Below are 18,228 nucleotides of genomic sequence, written 5' to 3' on the forward strand. Positions count from 1 at the left end.
TTCTGAGCATGAAGAAACTACTACTCATCGGCTGCTCGCTCCTGTTGGCAACCAGCAGCGGTGCCCAGCAACGTGGCATCATCAACAACGCCGAAAGCCCTCACGTTTCGCTGCGCAGCATCAATCTCGGTGATTGCAGGTGGACCGACGGTTTCTGGCATGACAAATTCACCCTCTGCGAAACCGTGATGATGCCGCATATGGGCAACATCCTCAAAGGCGATATCGGCCACGGCTACAATAACTTCAAAATCGCTGCCGGGCTGAAGAAGGGGCAACATCAAGGCTTTGCTTGGCACGATGGCGATTTTTTCAAATGGATCGAAGCGGCCACCTACATTTACGCGATCAATCAAGATGAAACGATCCTGGCGGATCTGGATGAAGTCATCGAAGTGATCGGCAAGGCTCAGCAGGACGACGGCTACCTGCACACCCAAATTCAAATTGAAGGAATTGGGCATTTCTCAAACCGCAGGTATCACGAAATGTACAACTGCGGCCACTTGTATACGGCTGCGTGCATTCACCATCGCGTTACCGGAAAAACCAACTTCCTCGACATTGCCAGGAAGAATGCCGACCTGCTCTATTCGCTATTCCAGCCGCAACCCAAACCTCTGTCGCGGTTTGGCTTCAACCAAACGCAAATCATGGGCTTGGCCGAGCTTTACCGCACCACTCAAGACAAACGTTATCTGCAACTTGCGGAGATTTTCATCAACAACCGCGGCAAGTCCCGAGTCGTCGATGACCCCAGTACCGAAGGGTATCCGATCGGTGATATGGTTCAGGAGCGAGTTCCGTTACGCAAAGAGACCGAAGCGGTCGGCCATGCCGTGCTTGCGCTGTATTACTATGCGGGCGCGGCCGATGTGTATGCGGAAACCGGCGAACAGGCATTGATCGACGCCTTGGACCGGCTGTGGGACAACGTTGTCCATAAGAAGATGTATGTCACTGGCGCACTCGGGCAAACTCACTATGGCGCCTCGTCCCGTCGCGACAAGATTGAAGAGGGGTTCATCGACGAATACATGATGCCCAACATGACCGCCTACAACGAAACCTGTGCGAACATTTGCAACTCGATGTTCAGCTACCGCATGTTGGGCATCAAAGGGAAATCAAAGTATGCAGATGTCATCGAGCGGGTGTTGCTCAATAGCGGCCTTTCCGGAATCAGCGTGAGTGGTACCCATTACTACTACGCCAATCCGTTGCGCAAGATCTATGGCGCCCGTGACTATGCGAAAATGAACACGGAGTCTCCCGACCGCCTGCCCTACTTGAAATGTTTTTGCTGCCCTCCGAACCTTGTCCGAACGGTCGCCAAGTCGTCGGCCTGGGCCTACAGCCTTTCGGAGAATGGAGTCGCCGTGAATCTGTATGGCGGAAATGAATTGTCCACAAAACTACTCGACGGCTCCGAGCTCCAACTAAAACAGGAAACTCAGTATCCGTGGAAAGGCGACGTGACCATCACAGTAAACGCCTGCAAAACCGATCCCTTTGAATGGAGACTTCGTATTCCGGAGTGGGCCGAAGGCTCCAAGATCATGGTCAATGGGAAAGACGTCGGCGTCGAAGTCACGGCGGGAACCTATTCGAAAATCCAACGCAGTTGGAAAGCGGGTGACATCGTCCAGCTTACGATGCCGATGGACGTCAACCTTGTCGAAGGCGATCCACGTATTGAGGAAGTGCGCAACCAAGTCGCAGTCCAGCGCGGCCCGATCGTCTACTGTATCGAATCCACCGATCTGCCCAAGGGGACAAGTATTCTTGATGTCTACTTGCCGTCGGACGCGGAACTAAAAACCGAGTACAAACCTAACTTTCTCGGAGGGGTGGCGACGATCACGGGCGAAATCGCAATCCGCAAAGACGAGCGTGAGGGTATGTACCGAAACGTCGGCAAGCCACAATGGAAAACGGTCACGACACAGTTTGTACCCTACTTCGCTTGGAGCAATCGAGGCGATAGCGAGATGACAGTCTTCGTGCCTGTGATTTGGAACGAGAAGATGATTGACTCCAACGGCAAGGTCAAATGAAGAACCTATTACAAATTCTGTGCAGCCTCAGCATCACCATCGCCAGCGCCGCCCATGCGCAGCAGGGGATCATCGACAATTCGCAAAGCCCGCATGTCAAACTGCGTAGCATCAACCTTGGCGATTGCCAATGGACGTCCGGTTTTTGGGCTGATAAATTCAAGTTGTGTGAAGAAGTCATGATGCCGCATATGGGCAGCTTGTTGAAAGGCGACGTCGGCTTCGCTTACGACAATTTCAAAATCGCCGCCGGGCTCAAAGAAGGGCCACATCAAGGCATGAACTGGCACGATGGCGACTTCTACAAATGGATGGAAGCGGCCACCTACGTCTACGCCCAGAACAAAGACCCAAAGATCCTCGACGAGCTGGACGAAATCATCACCGTCATCGGCAAAGCTCAGAGGGAAGACGGTTATCTCTCAACACAAACTCAACTCGATGAGAAAAAGCCGGCTTGGTCCAATCGGCAATTGCATGAACTCTACAACAGCGGTCACCTGCTAACCAGCGCGTGCATTCATCACCGCGTTACCGGCAAGAACAACTTTTTGAAGATCGCAGTCAAACACGCGGACTATCTTTACGACCTCTTCCAACCGCGACCGAAGGAATTGGCGCGTTTCGGATTCAACCAGACACAAATCATGGGCTTGGTCGAACTGTACCGCACGACGAACGATAAGCGGTACTTGGAGTTGGCCGAGATTTTCATCAACATGCGCGGAGCATCGACCGTACAACCCGACTCGATGGCGTCGTACAAAGCTATCGGCGACATGGTCCAAGAACGGACACCCCTACGAAAATCATCGGAGGCAGTCGGTCACGCCGTTTTGGCGCTGTACTTCTACGCCGGAGCAGCGGATGTGTATGCGGAAACCGGCGAACAGGCGCTTGTCAAAGCGCTCGACCGGCTTTGGGACAGCGTCGTGCACCACAAAATGTATATCACAGGGGCGTGTGGACAAGCACATCACGGAGCATCGACCAAAGTTGATTTTGTTCATGAGGCATTTATCCGGGACTACATGATGCCCAATGCGACAGCCTACAATGAGACCTGTGCAAACATTTGCAATGCGATGTTCAGCTACCGCATGTTAGGGATCCATGGCGAATCCAAGTATGCCGATGTCATGGAACTGGTTTTGTACAACAGCGCGCTTTCGGGCATCAGCCAGGAAGGCACACACTATTACTACACAAACCCGCTTCGTAGAACGCGTGACAAGGAGATGGATATCACGGATTATCGAAACCGCGCACCCTACATCCCCTGCTTCTGTTGTCCGCCCAATCTTGTCCGCACCATCGCTAAGGTTTCGGGTTGGGCTTACAGTCTCTCGGACGACGGGATCGCCGTCAACCTTTATGGTGGCAACAAGCTTGACACCCAGCTGCTCGATGGCTCCAAACTGCAACTCTTACAATCGACGCAGTATCCTTGGGATGGGACCGTGCAACTCACGATCCAGTCGTGTCAAGACGATCCCTTTGCAATCCGATTGCGTATTCCCGATTGGGCCGAAGGAAGTTCGCTTCGGGTCAACGGCAAGGACGCAGGTGTTGAAACGACCGCAGGCATGTACGCCAAGATTCAGCGACCTTGGAAAGCGGGTGATGTCGTAACGCTTCAGATGCCACTGGAAGCTAAACTGATCGTTGGCCATCCACTGATCGAAGAAGTCCGTAATCAAGCAGCCATCAAACGTGGCCCAGTTGTCTACTGCATCGAGACTCCAGACCTGCCGCAAGACACATCGATTTTGGATGTCTATCTGCCCTCCGATATCAAGCTACAAACACAACAAGATCCCGCCTTCCGTGATGGGCTAACCACCTTGGGCGGCAACGTGCTGCTCCGTAGCGATCACTCGCAAGACATCTACACGACGCTCAAGGATCCCAACTGGAAAACGATACCGACCCAGTTCGTTCCCTATTACGCATGGTCCAACCGTGGAACCGCGGAAATGACCGTTTGGATGCCCCTCGTTTGGAAATAGCCACCAACGAGGAAGGAGATTTTTAGGGTTCATCCGTCTCAAGCGAGCCCGGGGGATCTTCCTTGGCATAATACCGGCGGCTAGCGTCTTGCCGCTCACCATGGGAAATCCAGCAGCCATTTCTCGCACGACACTTACCCGTAGCGGCCCCGCAATGAAAACAATTGTTTCCAAAATCGCACTGGCACTCTTTCTCACGCTGGCGTTTTCATCAACCCGTGTCCTTGCAGATCAGACTCGCCCCAACCTTGTTGTCATTCTTTGCGATGACCTCGGCTATTCCGACGTCGGGTTCAACGGTGCAACGGATATCAAAACGCCGAAACTGGATCAACTGGCACTTGGCGGTACGGTCTGCATCTCGGCGTATGTCACGCACCCGTTTTGTGGCCCCAGCCGGATGGGATTGATGTCGGGACGCTACCCCCATTCGTTCGGAGGCCCCTACAATTTGCCCCCGGATGGGAATTGTCCCGAGGGGATCCCCGAAAGTGAAACCCTGATAAGCACGGTGCTGAAGCGAGCCGGGTACTTCACCGGTGCCGTTGGCAAATGGCACATGGGCGTGGCAGCTCCGTTCCATCCGAACCAACGAGGCTTTGATGACTACTACGGTTTTTTGGGGGGCGGACATGAGTATTTCCCCTCTCACTATCGCCCCATTTATGATCGTCAACGGAACAATGGAGTGGCGAATATCCGCGAGTACGTGCGTCCGTTGGAGCATAACGGCAAGGAAGTCAAAGAGGATCAATACATCACCGATGCGCTTTCGCGCGAAGCCGTGCGATTTGTCAACGAAGCCGCAGCCAAAGAGCAACCGTTTTTCCTCTATTTGGCTTACAATGCACCGCATACACCCTTGCAAGCGAAAGAAGAGGACATGCTGAGATTTGCGAACATCGATGACTCCAATCGACGTACGTATGCAGCGATGGTCTATGCGGTCGATCGTGGCGTGGGTCAGCTTGTTGATGCGCTGCTTGCCACAAGCCAACTCGATAAGACGCTAATCGTGTTCCTAAGCGATAACGGCGGGAAATTGAGTGCGGGAGCGACCAATGTGCCTTTGAGAGAGGGCAAGGGAAGCGTCTATGAAGGTGGTTTTCGCGTTCCGATGTTCTTCCATTGGCCGGGTACGGTCGCAGCGGGAAAACGCTTTGCCCACCCCGTTTCAACGCTTGACCTTTATCCGACCTTCGCACGCCTTGCTCAAGCAAGTATTCCCGCCGGGAAACAACTTGATGGCAAAGACATCTGGGACGCGTTGCTGGATGGACGCAATCCACGAAGTGGCGAGACGATCTTTGCCCTACGCCATCGCAATGGTTACAGCGATGTGGGCGTACGCCAAGATCAATGGAAAGCGTGCCGTGTTGCAAACCAACCCTGGAAGTTATTCAACATCGAACAAGACATCGTCGAACAGCACGATGTTGGATTGCAGCATCCAACGACGCTACGTCAAATGGTCCGCCAGGCCGAGCGTTGGAGTCAAACCCATACACAAGCCCGTTGGTTTGATTCACCCAAAGTGAAAGACGGATGGCAAGCAGCGAACATGCCAAACTACGACGAAACCTTCCGAATAGACAAGTAGCACTCGAACGATGAAACGAAGAGATTTCTTGGGCAAGACCGCCGGTGGGGCGTTCGCAGCTGGACTCCTTCCGTCCGCGGCGAACGCTTCGGGTCCGTCACGACCACTCTCGGATCGATCATCGGATCGATGGTACAAAGTTGCCAGCGAGGAAATGGGGACGCCGATCCGAAAGAAAACGGTCGATTGTGATGTCGCGGTGATGGGCGGCGGCTTGGCCGGGATTTGTGCGGCAGTCGCTGCGGCTCGAAACGGCGCGAAGGTGGTGCTGGTCCAAGATCGCCCCGTTTTGGGTGGCAATGCATCGAGCGAAATCCGCGTGCACGTCAACGGCGTCACTCACCTACGTCCTCGTGGCATTCCCGAACGCGAAACGGGGATCATCGAAGAAATCTTGCTCCACAATCGTTTTCGCAATCCCCAGGAATCTTATCCGGTCTGGGACCACGTCCTGTATGACTTCGTGGTCCGCGAACCGAACCTTGAATTGATGCTGAATACCCAGGCGATTCAAGCAAACACGGCGGGATCCACGATCACCTCCGCTCGCTGCTGGCAATTGACGACCGAGACCGAGATCACCCTCCGCGGGAAACTCTTTATTGATTGCTCTGGCGATGGGCTGCTTGCCGCGTCTGCCGGAGCCTTGTACCGAACGGGACGCGAAGCCTCGTCCGAGTTTGGTGAAAAGTACGCACCCAAAGTCGCCGACGGATGGCAAATGGGCGCGTCCATTCTGCTGTCGGCCAAGGACATGGGCAAACCGATGCCCTACGAACCGCCGTCGTATGTGATCAAGTATGAAGCCGAAATGGCGCATCCGAAACGCAAGATCAAACCATACGAAGGTGGCATCTGGTGGGTTGAGCTGGGCAGCGAATTTGACATCATCGCGGAGCAGGAAACGAACCGGCATAAACTGATGGGCTTCCTGCACGGTGTTTGGGACTACATCAAAAACTCGGGCGAGTTTCCCGAAGCAGAGAATCAAGCGCTCGATTGGGTGGGATCCCTTCCCGGTCGACGCGAGTCACGTCGCTTCATCGGTGACTACATCCTTTCGGAAACCGACCTGACGGAGCATCAACACTTTGACGATGCGGTCGCCTACGGCGGATGGTCACTCGACGAACACAACCCCGGCGGGATCGAAAACCTGAGCGAGCCGCCGAGCTACTTCCACGAACATTTTTCGGAGGTTTACGAAATACCGTTTCGCAGCCTTTACTCAAAGAATGTATCGAATTTGTTGTTCGCCGGCAGGAACATCAGTCAGACGCACATCGCGTTATCCTCGTCACGCGTGATGGGCACCTGTGCGCTGATGGGACAGGCGGTTGGGACTGCCGCGATGCTCTGCCTTCGTAACAACGTGGGTCCTCGAAAGTTGGCGGAAAGTCACATCAATGAATTGCAGGAGCAATTGCTGCGAGAAGATGCCTTCATCCCAAATCGACCCGCAAACGATGCCAATGACTTGGCGAAAACAGCGAGTGTCCTTTTCGCTTCGTCAACCCTCTCGGGCGACCCCGCCACGCTGACCGATGGCGTGGCCCGTGATTTCAAGGACCAAATCCATCATTGGGAATCCGATGGCCTTCCCGCCGAAGTTCAATTGGAATGGGATCGCCCCGTCTCGCTCTCGACCATCGAGATCAAATGCGATACGAATGTGAAAAAGAACATCCTGATGCGAAAGGATTCACGAGTGGACGAGACCTTCACAAACACCATTCCGAAGGAATTGCTGAAATCACTGGAGGTTGAGGTGCGAGTCCAAGGTGATTGGATTCATGTCGGTTCGTTGGAGAAGAATCGGACACGCCGGATTCGCTTTCTGTTTGAGACCCTCTCGGCGACGGCCGTGCGCATTCGCGCGAAAGAGACTTACGGAGCCGAGAACGTTCGACTCTACGAGGTTCGTTGCTATCAGGCGAGAGTCTAGACGGTGATCCGATTTATTCTCATTCTATCGATGCTTATGATCAGCGATGCCCTCGCCGGTGACTCGAGCATTCGTGAAACGTCACGCTCGGTGCATGTCTTGGACCTCGATGCCCAAAATGCCGATGCAACATCACAGAGACTGTTTCAAAAGCGGAACGAAGCGGGACAACCGTTCGAATATTGGGTTGAGACTCAATCAGTGTTCTGTGTTGATGAACAATGTAAAGTGGTCACCGTTCGCATCGCATGGGATGAACTGGGGCACTACAAACGCTTTGAGTTGGCAGCGGGTGTGCAACTGGAAAAAGCGGAAGGCAAGCCCTTCTCCGAGGCAGACTACCAAAAATTGCACAACATCCTGGCGGACCAAGACTCAGCCTTGAAGACCATCCTGCCCACCGAGATTTTGAATCATGAAAGCAGCGACAACGATGTCGATGGAGTCTCGGCGGCGACGCCCCTGTTGTACGAGGGCGCTGTTGTCAAAGGTGCAGCGTGGACCTGTTACACGCTATGGCATTGCGCCAATGGCCAACTGAGGCAAATCATCCACGACCTGACCGCAGATCAGTGCACCGTCGCCGAAATTCGGACTTATCTTCAAACGGGAGACGAACAGCATCAGCTGTTTGCGATGGAACAGATGATGCGTCGCAAGCTGTACGACCCATCCTCACTCGATGCGGTCACTTCCCGGATCCCCGAAGGATCTCGCACCGTGATAAAAATGGCGCTGCAGTACCTGAATCAAGCACCCGACGATGCCTACTTTCCATCGATGACACAGGCACTCACCGATAGCCGAGCCGAGCAACGGACGATGGTGCTGAACGACCTGCTACACTGCTCGCGCTCGCCGCCAACCCACTTGATCGAACAATGGAGTGGCCAACTGGCGGATTCTCGGTCCTACCAGCACGTTGCTCTACTGCTACGTCTGCTGGAGAGCCACGATGCTTCATCCCGCACCGTAACCAACCACGTCCTTGGGCTACTGGACGATCCAAACTTCCTGATTGCCCGCCGAGCCTACTGGTTTCTCAAACAACGCTCCTTGATGGATGCCCAACAGGAACGACTGGATGCATTCCATCATCAACATGCTCAGCGGCTATAGCGACTTGGATTCCTTGGCCGCTACAAATCGTTAACGCAGTCAGTCTTGATAAGTTGTGAACAAGTCGACAAATTCCTGATGGATCTCGGGACGCTTCTCCTTCAGATCCTGGCTTTCTCTGGGGTCTCGCTCGAGGTCATACAACTCCACCGGAGCATCGAGACCATAGCGAACGGCTTTCCAGGAACCACGGCGCGCCGCTTGGTAGACTTCTCCAATGATTCCTGAATTTGGATCACCCGCTTGTTTTCCAAACTCCCAATACAACGTTCGATCCGGAATCGAACTCGGTTCGTTGCGCAGCAGACCCGCGATAGAAACCCCATTGGTTTTGACGCGAGGGACTTGATTCAATGACACGTCGGCTAATTCCGCCAACGTAGGCAACACGTCCGCAAACGCCCAAGGTGTATCGTCGACGCGTGGTTTGGAGATCGTACCGGGCCAACTGACAATCATTGGAACGTGAATTCCACCATCGTAAACGTCTCGCTTCATTCCCTTGTAGGGCTGGGATGCACGAAAGAATTTGGGATCACCGCCACCTTCGTCATGAGGTCCATTGTCAGAGGTAAAGAAGATCAGCGTCTTCTCAGCGATTCCTTTGGCCTGAATTACCGCAACGATCTGACCGACATAATCATCGAGCGCCGTCACCATTCCGGCCAACGTCGCATCGGGATTGGGAACGGGCGTGGGATAGTACCACGCATATTTGTCGCTGGGGGTGCCCGTTGACATGCCGAGGTACGGACGAGGTGCAAAGGTGGCTTCGTACGGGGCGCTGTATTTTTTTGGAACCGCCAGTTCAGCATGGGGCGAAGAGAACGCAAGCAACACAAAAAAAGGATTCTTGCGATCCTGACCGATGTACTCGACCGCCTGCTTGGTAAACAACTCCTGGGCATAGGCTCCCTGGTTTCCACCTTCGTTGGATTCGATCCGCAGTTTCCTTCCATCTTTCCACAAAAACGGGGGATATTGCCGATGGCCTTCGAGGATCGAGTACATGCCATACCATGTATCAAAACCCATCGCCAACGGATCGGTCACTCCCATTTGCGATCCGATCGAGTACTTTCCGAACAAAGCCGTATCGTATCCGGCATGCTTCAGCACATCCGCGATCGTCACGTCGATCTCTTTCAACTGTACCGTGTTCGAATTGTTCTCCATCAACCGACCATCACGTCCGGTAAACAACGACACTCGAGACGGCGAGCAGACCGTGTTACCCGCGTAGGCTTGAGTGAATCGAATACCGCTGCGGGCCAGTGAATCAAGATGTGGAGTCTTGATCGGAGTGTCGCCATAAACACCGATCTGATTGAAACCCAGATCATCCGCCAGAATAAAGACAACGTTGGGTTTCTCAGCGGGCTGCCCACCGCAGACGGCGCCATTCAAACTCGCGAGGCAAACAACAATGGTGAGCAACATCCGATACGACATGCCGGTTCACTTTCTGATTTGGGGGAACTCGTAACGCTTAGCAATCACCATTGATCGGGCACGCTAACATGGCTGCACCCGCCGCGACCAAACCGCCACGTCGTGCCGAAACCAACCCAATAGCTTTCGACGGATGCCTGCGAAAACGTATAGGTCTGTGTCGCATTGAACGCACCACCCGCAAAGAGATCAAGATCGACGCCCGGCAACACGTCGGTCAGCCCAATGCCCCCACTGATCCGGTGCTCGTTGATGTTGGGAAACAGAGCTTGGATATAGTCGACACCAGCTTGGGGAGTGATCGGGCCGAAGCTTGGAGCAACGATGTTCTTCGTTGTGTTTTCGGCGTAGGCATAACCCGCTCGGAGCTTGCATCTGCTGCTGGCCGTGTATTGAAGACCAGTCTGCAAAGCAAATTGGTCATCCCAAATGGCACCAAAAAAATCCGTGTTGGACCAATCAAAAACCATGAAGTCGACCGCTACCAGCAGTTTGCCGCCTAGCAGCGACTCGTCGGCAATTCCGATTCCGTATTTGTTGGGCAGCGAGACATCGAAATCCTGAAAGGGAGCGGTCGGCAGACCAATCTGCACATAATCATCGAAGGTAAATTTCTGCTCGGTATGCCAATACCCGCCGAGTGTCGTCGTGTCTCTGACGTCATAGGTGAACCCCAACGCGCCACGCAAGTTGTAGGCCGGTGTGGAGGCGCTGATTCCGGCAAAGATCCCATCCATGGAAGCCGAACCAACCGTTCCCAACATGCCAATCGAGAGTCGGTCCGTCAATTCGACCCCCGCGCCGACAGCCGTCTGCAAGACAGCCATTTCCGCTGAGGTGCCCTTGCTTTCTGGCACATAGCGATAGTTTACGCCGAGTCCCGAAGCGGTCAGCAGCCCTACGCCGACGGTGGCAGGCAGCCCCAATGCAGTGAAATCCTGGCTCAATGAAATGTTGCCAACGATCGAACCGGGGCGATGCGACTTCGCTTTGAACGGCTGGATCGATCCGGCCCCGATCCCGATCGTGGCATCATTGTCCAAGTTGATCGTGGGCTCGACCCAAGCGCCGCCGAAGCTGAATTGCGTGCCTTTTTTCTGGGCCAGCGTCGCTGGGTTGAGCGCCAACGTCGTTTGAAGATCCTGAGGGCGTGCGATTCCCGCACCTCCCATACCACCCGAAGCTGGCAACACGCTGGCCTGCAGCTCAACCCCAAAAGCCTGCCCAAAACTCTGCTTCGGGGCAAGCACCGTCAAGTGACAAGCCAAGACCGTCACAACCGCTAGAACTTTACCAATCGACACGTCCTGCACTCCTTTGCCCGCGGACTCTCCATCCGCCTGCAACGCTGAAGGCGAACCCTTTGCTGAATCGGCACGGCACAGATCCTCTACCTACGAATTTCAGCGCAATCAGAGTGATTCAGCGGCCATCAACCCGATGAATCTGCAACACGCGAACAACCGGCAAAGTCAAACAGCCAACCTGTATTCGATGACCCACCGATTCTGCGGAGGAGCCAGGATTTCAACCAGCACGGGCTCCAGGCAACTTCTTGACGCTGTTCGTTCAATCTTCGGCGGCATCTGCGTCATAGGGACTGTCGGAGCCGACGAGCTGGCAATTATCGCATTCGTTTTTTCCAGTCGGCTGACCGGGAGGGTGCCGTGGAGACGAGGCCAGCGATGCTTGAACAGCAGCATATGCGACCATGCCGTAGGTCGCAGACAGTGCGATTCCCCAAAAAGCCATGTCAAGTGTGTCATCCCATGCGTTGTCGACCGGAGCATAGTGGAGAAGAATTTCAGGAAGAGGAGGGTGCGCGCGTTCGTAGGCATTCAGAGCGGCGTAGTACCCCAAACTGTGCATGAACGTCCACGCGAGCGTTGAGATGTAGTGAACGACCATCGCCATTCGGATTCGCAATCGAAGCCGGAGATGGAGCAAACAGGTGATTGCGGTTGGGGTAACAGAGACAAGGTCAGTCCAATCCGAACTGCCAAAGGTCGCCTCGATACGAAAGGCCGCGAGATGCAACGCAACGAGTGCGGTGATTCCGAGAAGATCAAGAATCTTGAATTGACGCATTTTCAATTCGTTCTAGGCGGTTGCAACGGGCGGCGTCTTTCCTGGCATTTCTGGCCATCGTACAGATTCGTCCTGTTTGCGTCTATCTTCCGCTGCGGCTCTCCGCTTCTTGCACGCTCCGCAAGAAAGCTTGCCTCATGGAGTCGTCACGGACGTGGCGATCGTCGGTGCATTGTTCGAGATGACGCGAATGCGGTTCGTCTTTGCGCTAATTTACTTTGTCGTGATCGGTAGTTTCGGCTATTCTGTGTGCCACAGCCAACTCTGTTTTTCAAACCAGATTGAATTCGGGAGTGAGCAAAATGGCGTCAGCCGCGGAGGATTGACGTCTCCCCGTTGGAGTTCAAGCTCGAGATTGTGACAGCGCAGAATGCATGGTGAAGCTTGAACTCCAACCTTCGCAGGATGCGATAGCAACCGACCCTCTCCTTAGGAAGAAACCTATGAAAACACTGCAATTACTTACCATCACGTTGCTTGGCGTCTTGCCATCCCTCGGCATCGCCGAGTCACCCCGTCCGAATCTGTTGTTTATCTTTGCCGATGATTGGGGCTGGGGGGATCTTGGCTGTCATGGTCATCCCTATGTTCAAACACCGAACATTGACCGACTTGCTCGTGAAGGCACCGACTTTCATCGGTTTACGGTCGCCAGTGGTGTGTGTTCGCCGAGCCGAACGGCGGTGATGACGGGACATTTCCCAGCTCGCTACAACATCGACGGGCACTTTGCTTGGGTGGAGACGAATGCGAAACGCAACATGCCCGATTGGCTTGACCCCGCTGTGGTTACCTTGCCAAAACTATTGCATCGCGGTGGCTATGCGACAGCACACTTCGGTAAATGGCATCTTGCCAACGACATGATTCCTGATTCACCGTCGCCCGGCGTTTACGGTTACGACGCGTACGGCGCATTCAACTGCTCGGGCGAACAGATGCCGGTTCACGAAGATGCGGCCGGCGCGATTGCGTTCATCGAAAAGAGCCACCAAGCCGGCAAGCCGTTCTTTATTAACCTCTGGGTCCATGAACCTCATACCCCCTTTCACACGGTTCCAAAGTATCGCTGGCGTTTTCGAGACAGCGGACTCGAAGAAGCCGACGAAATTTATGCTTCGGTCCTGTCACATGCCGATGATCGAATCGGCCAGGTGCTCGATACACTCGATCGGTTGGAGTTGACAGAGAACACGTTAGTGATCTTCAGCAGTGACAACGGACCGGCTCGTGCGTCAGGCTCAACGGAGTTGTCGCTGACGTATGATACGGCCACAGGTGCGGGATATGGTATCGCTGCCTCCAAAGGCATCACGGCTGGCCGCAAGGGTTATAAGGCTGCGTTGTTTGAAGGCGGGATCAATGTCCCCTTCCTCGCCCGGTGGCCTGGGAAGATTGCGGCTGGTGAAATTGATCGCTCTTCGATGATTTCGGCAGTCGACTTGTTGCCCACGTTTTGCCAGATCGCAGGCGTTGAACTGCCACCTGACTATCAGCCTGATGGCGTCAGTCAGCTCGCTGCTTTGACGGGCACACCGTCGCAGGGACGAGAGGCCCCACTTTTTTGGAAAATGTCGGGACGATGGCCACCGAGAGTGACCCCCTCTTACCACTGGGTTACGTACGCTACGGTCAATCGCAATTGGAAACTGCTGACGAACGAAGCGCTCAACCACTCGGAACTCTATGACATCGTCTCCGATCCGTATGAAAAAAACGACGTTGCCCAAACGCGTCCCGAGGTGGTCGCGCAGTTGATCCAGTCGATTTCGCAATGGAAAGCGACTCTGCCTACCAAGCCGAGCGGCAAGGTGTTCTCAATCCAGCGAGAAGCTTCGACCGAGGCCACCGCACGACCGAAACACTAGTGGACCGTCAGCATTCTATTTTGGGGTAGTGGATCTTGTTAAAGATCCTAAAACACGAGTATCTTGAACAGAATCCACTAACGGCAACCTACAATGAAAAACAAGTTGATTATCACCCTCGTCGGATCTTTCGCTTGCCTTTTTGGGGGGATGACGAACGCTGCGGAACCGGATCGGCCCAACGTGCTGTTCATCGCAATGGATGACTTGAACGATTGGATTGGCTGCCTGGGGGGGCACCCCCAGACCATCACTCCGAATCTGGATCGATTGGCCGCCACCGGAACCCTTTTCACGAACGCACATTGCCCTGCACCTGCGTGTAACCCCTGTCGTTCTGCGATCTTCACCGGTCGCGCGCCCAACCGCAGCGGTATGTATGACAATCGGCAACAGATGCGCGAGGTTATGCCCGACGAGGTGCTGATCCCACAATACTTTCGCAACTCGGGGTATCGTGCAGCCGGGTCGGGCAAGATGCTGCACTACTTTATCGATGCGGCTTCTTGGGACGAATACTTCCCAAAAGCGAGTTCGGAGAACCCGTTACCCGAAACGTTCTATCCGAAAACTCGCCCCGTCAACCTGCCACGTGGTGGCCCTTGGCAATACGTCGAAACCGACTGGGCAGCACTCGATGTGACCGACGAAGAATTCGGTGGTGACTGGTCCGTCAGCAAATACGTGGCCGATCAGTTGAGCCAGAAACACAAGCAGCCGCTATTTTTGGCGTGCGGATTGTATCGCCCTCATGAACCCTGGTTTGTGCCGAAGAAATACTACGAGCCGTTTCCGCTCGAAAGCATCCAGTTGCCGCCTGGCTATTTGGCGGATGATCTCGACGATGTTCCCCCCGCTGGCGTCCGCGCGGCTCGAAATCGTTACTTCGAACACATCCTGCAGCACGATCAGTGGAAACAGGGCATCCAAGGGTACTTGGCCTCGATCCATTTTGCCGACGCGATGCTGGGCCGTGTACTCGATGCGCTCGAATCAGGCCCAAACGCTGACAACACCCTCGTTGTGCTTTGGTCCGATCATGGTTGGCAATTGGGTGAGAAGGAACACTGGCAAAAGTATACACCTTGGCGTGCGGTGACGCACGTTCCCCTGATGATCCGCGTGCCACCGAGCATTTCGAAGGCCTTGCCCGATGGCACAACGGTCGGCGCGGTCTGTGACGCGCCCGTGAATCTGCTCAGCTTGTACCCGACGCTGATCGATCTGTGTGGGCTCGATTCGAAACCAGACAACGATGGCCCGAGTTTGTTGCCATTGTTGATCACCCCTTCTAGAAAGGACTGGTTGCACCCGAGCGTAACCTTCTTGGCACAACCGGGCAGTTACAGTGTCAGCGGTCGGACGCACCGCTACATCCATTACCACGATGGTAGCGAGGAATTCTACGAGATCGACAGCGATCCCTATGAGTGGACGAACCTCGCCTCGGATGAGGCGTCGACGGCGCTGCTTGCCGATTTTCGAGAACGATCGCCGAAGACGTTTCACGAGCGAGTCGAACCGTCGATCGATTCACTCACGAAGCTGCTTTGGGTTCCCGACCGCGATCAGCCAACACCGCCATCCGTTCCGGATGGCAATCCATTTTCCGTTTACTTCACCAATCAACGCGACCAACCGGTTCAGTTGTGCTGGATGGATCTGGCAGGCAAACCGAAGTCTTACGGAACGATTGAATCGGGTGAACAAAAAGCCCAACAAACGCGTCCTGGTGCGGTTTGGCTGATTCGCGATGCGGCAACCCAGCAACCTCTGGGTTACTTCGTCGTTGACGATCGGACGGCTCAAGCGATCGTGCCCAAGTAGCCCTCTAAAGCCTGGGCTTCTTGACCGGTTTTCGAATCGAACGCCCTTTTGAGAAACACCCAACTTTGCTCACAAACCCTTCGATGGAATCGTCATGAAGTACGCATTCCTAGCCCAGATGATTCGTTGGAGTGGTAGGCTTTAGCCGATTGCGGCTGGACCTTGCTGAATCGGCTAAAGCCTACAACTCCAACGTGCGCAGTCTGTTCCTTACTCAATCGATGTAAGCTGATTGCATACAAAGGGTTACGGGGAATAGGTTTGGACGGATGAATAATCCGGGCTAGCTGGACAGCGCCACTTTGTGGGCATTTGCTGTAATTTGCCGAATCAATCTCGGACTGAGCGGCGAGCGTGGGCGATGCCATCTGGCACTGCCATCTGGCAACACACGCCACGCCCGCGAACGTCATGTTGCGATGCTTAAGACATCAACAACTGCCGAGCCTTGTCGTCATCGACGTCGGTGATGAACGCAATGCCGGTCTCCTCTTCCGTTTCGCGGTTCGCCGCAACGATGTCGCTGCGGTCGACTTGAGAAAGCGAGAATTTTCTTGCACCGGCCATCAACTGCTGCAGGCCTGCGGCCAATTTATCAGCCAACGTCCAGATCGCTATCGCACCGTAGGGCACGTTCTTCATCTCGTCTTTGCCTAACCGATTTTGCACTTCATGGTAACCAGCAAAAATTTCATCCGCTGAGTGTCCAATCTCTCGCACCGTCGCAGGCAATTTATCCCATGTGCCATGAACCGTATCACGGCGGACCAATTCGCCATCAACAATCGCTTCCCCCTCTTCGCCCTTCAACACACCTTCGACGTTCGAGCCAACAAATCCAGGGATCATCAAAGCACGCCCCATGCAGATTAACTTCGTAAAGGGTGCGCCGAGGGCCAAGGCTTTGAAGAGATGATCTTCACGAGCCAACCCGCCTGCGAACGCCATGTCGACGACGTTCTTCCCGGCATTGGCCAAGATTTGTCCATACTGATTTGCTTTCGCATGTAGCAACACCGAGGGCACGCCCCAGGTTTCCATCATGTTCCAGGGACTCATTCCCGTTCCACCGCCGCTGCCATCGATCGTTAACAAATCCAGGTTCGTTTCGCTGGCATACTTGATCGCCATTGCCAGGCCTTCCATGCCGTACGATCCGGTCTTCAACGTAATCCGCTCATATCCAAGACCACGCAGGTAGTCAACCGATTGCATGAAGTTCTCATGCACCGCGGCTTCGCTTCGAAGATCGGTGTAGCCGAGCCGACTGTGACGAGCAAACGCGCGGATGGCATTTCGATCAAACGCATCCTTCACTTCCGGTAGCGACGGATCGGGGTCAACCACATACCCACGTTCTTTCAGGAACATCGCGTAGTCGTACGTGCTGACTTGGATCTCGCCGCCAATGTTCTTTGCGCCCTGTCCCCACTTCAGTTCGATCGTGACTTTATCGCCATACTTGTCCACGACATATTCCGCAACGCCGTTACGAGTATCTTCCACGTTCAACTGAACAATGACGGCTCCAAAGCCATCGTAGTAGCGCAGGAAGGTGTCAATGCGGCGATCAAGTTCGGGGGCTTTCTTGACGCATCCCTTTTCGATGACGGATTGTCGGTCGACACCAACAACGTTTTCTCCAACCACGATCGGAAAGCCCACCAGAGCGGCACCCGTTGCGAACGATTCCCAATACTTCGCGGCAATAATCGTTGACCCAAGTGCTCCGGTCATTAACGGCACGCGAGCTTTGGTCTTTATCTTGGACCCGTATTCGGTTTCGACCGAGACGTTTGGGAACACGCAATCGTCGGCCGAGTCGGACAATCCCGGCGGAAGCCCCTTTGCACCGTAAACACCACCTTGGATTCGCAAATTGTTGTAATTCACGCCGACGTGCGTGGTGTTGCCGCTGCCGGCCGTGACCAATCCAAAGTCACGGGGATAGAGCAGTTTGCGCCCCACCAAGCTGCCAAGCCAAGTCTCGCACTTTCCTTTACAATCCGCTCGGCACAGGGTACACAACCCCGACTCACACGGATTACCACGGTTGGTTGTTCCCAATACGTCATTTGATCTGATCCACTCCGCCACGGTAAACCTCACAACATCCAAGAAGAAAATGGCATACAAGTCGACATCAAGATGCCGACGCACGATGCCAGATTATAGGCGGATGCAGTAGTGCAAATGCACAAACAGTCAAGACTGCGACTAATTGACACACTTGCCGTTCTCATGCCCTCGGCACTCGCGCAAG

At 54.4% G+C, this 18,228-nt stretch carries 11 protein-coding genes; 7 read left to right on the forward strand and 4 right to left on the reverse strand.

The features are described from left to right. Positions 1-8: 8 nt before the first annotated feature. From Poly41_RS03135 to Poly41_RS03155, 5 genes are all read left to right on the forward strand, one after another. Positions 9-2,057 (forward strand): glycoside hydrolase family 127 protein, encoded by a 2,049-nt coding sequence (locus tag Poly41_RS03135; RefSeq protein ID WP_146524437.1) that lies wholly within the window; start codon positions 9-11, stop codon positions 2,055-2,057. After that, on the forward strand, positions 2,054-4,066 hold the full coding sequence (locus tag Poly41_RS03140) for a glycoside hydrolase family 127 protein (protein ID WP_146524438.1): 2,013 nt from the start codon (positions 2,054-2,056) through the stop codon (positions 4,064-4,066). The genes Poly41_RS03135 and Poly41_RS03140 overlap by 4 nt, the downstream gene beginning before the upstream one ends. 154 nt (positions 4,067-4,220) lie before the next feature. After that, positions 4,221-5,666 (forward strand): sulfatase family protein, encoded by a 1,446-nt coding sequence (locus Poly41_RS03145; protein WP_146524439.1) that lies wholly within the window; start codon positions 4,221-4,223, stop codon positions 5,664-5,666. A 10-nt stretch (positions 5,667-5,676) separates the two neighbouring features. Further along, positions 5,677-7,611, forward strand: coding sequence for an FAD-dependent oxidoreductase (locus Poly41_RS03150; RefSeq protein ID WP_146524440.1), 1,935 nt, complete (start codon positions 5,677-5,679; stop codon positions 7,609-7,611). Between the two features lie 3 nt (positions 7,612-7,614). After that, positions 7,615-8,730, forward strand: coding sequence for a hypothetical protein (locus tag Poly41_RS03155; protein WP_146524441.1), 1,116 nt, complete (start codon positions 7,615-7,617; stop codon positions 8,728-8,730). Between the two features lie 39 nt (positions 8,731-8,769). On the opposite strand, the gene Poly41_RS03160 is transcribed toward Poly41_RS03155, so the two are convergent. The 3 genes from Poly41_RS03160 to Poly41_RS03170 form a co-directional block, all read right to left on the reverse strand. Beyond that, the gene (locus Poly41_RS03160) at positions 8,770-10,182 is read right to left on the reverse strand and encodes a sulfatase-like hydrolase/transferase (protein WP_146524442.1); all 1,413 of its coding nucleotides are present in this window, start codon (positions 10,180-10,182) and stop codon (positions 8,770-8,772) included. A gap of 44 nt (positions 10,183-10,226) precedes the next feature. Next, positions 10,227-11,486, reverse strand: a complete 1,260-nt coding sequence (locus tag Poly41_RS03165) for an OmpP1/FadL family transporter (protein ID WP_146524443.1) — start codon at positions 11,484-11,486, stop codon at positions 10,227-10,229. Positions 11,487-11,751: 265 nt separating this feature from the next. Continuing rightward, complete coding sequence (locus tag Poly41_RS03170) at positions 11,752-12,270, reverse strand: hypothetical protein (RefSeq protein ID WP_146524444.1); 519 nt, start codon at positions 12,268-12,270, stop codon at positions 11,752-11,754. A gap of 443 nt (positions 12,271-12,713) precedes the next feature. Here Poly41_RS03170 and Poly41_RS03175 point away from each other — a divergent pair, with 443 nt between their 5' ends. Together Poly41_RS03175 and Poly41_RS03180 are read left to right on the forward strand one after the other, a co-directional pair. Then, positions 12,714-14,138 (forward strand): sulfatase family protein, encoded by a 1,425-nt coding sequence (locus Poly41_RS03175; RefSeq protein ID WP_146524445.1) that lies wholly within the window; start codon positions 12,714-12,716, stop codon positions 14,136-14,138. 93 nt (positions 14,139-14,231) lie between these two features. Continuing rightward, positions 14,232-15,965 carry a sulfatase-like hydrolase/transferase gene (locus Poly41_RS03180; protein WP_456237816.1) on the forward strand — a complete coding sequence of 578 codons (1,734 nt, stop codon included), beginning with the start codon at positions 14,232-14,234 and terminating at the stop codon, positions 15,963-15,965. A 423-nt stretch (positions 15,966-16,388) separates the two neighbouring features. Here the strand turns inward: Poly41_RS03180 and Poly41_RS03185 are convergent, their stop codons facing one another. Continuing rightward, positions 16,389-17,933, reverse strand: a complete 1,545-nt coding sequence (locus tag Poly41_RS03185; RefSeq protein WP_231615357.1) for a glutamate synthase-related protein — start codon at positions 17,931-17,933, stop codon at positions 16,389-16,391. Between the last annotated feature and the right edge of the window lie 295 nt (positions 17,934-18,228).

Source organism: Novipirellula artificiosorum, assembly GCF_007860135.1.
GTDB classification, from domain to species: domain Bacteria; phylum Planctomycetota; class Planctomycetia; order Pirellulales; family Pirellulaceae; genus Novipirellula_A; species Novipirellula_A artificiosorum.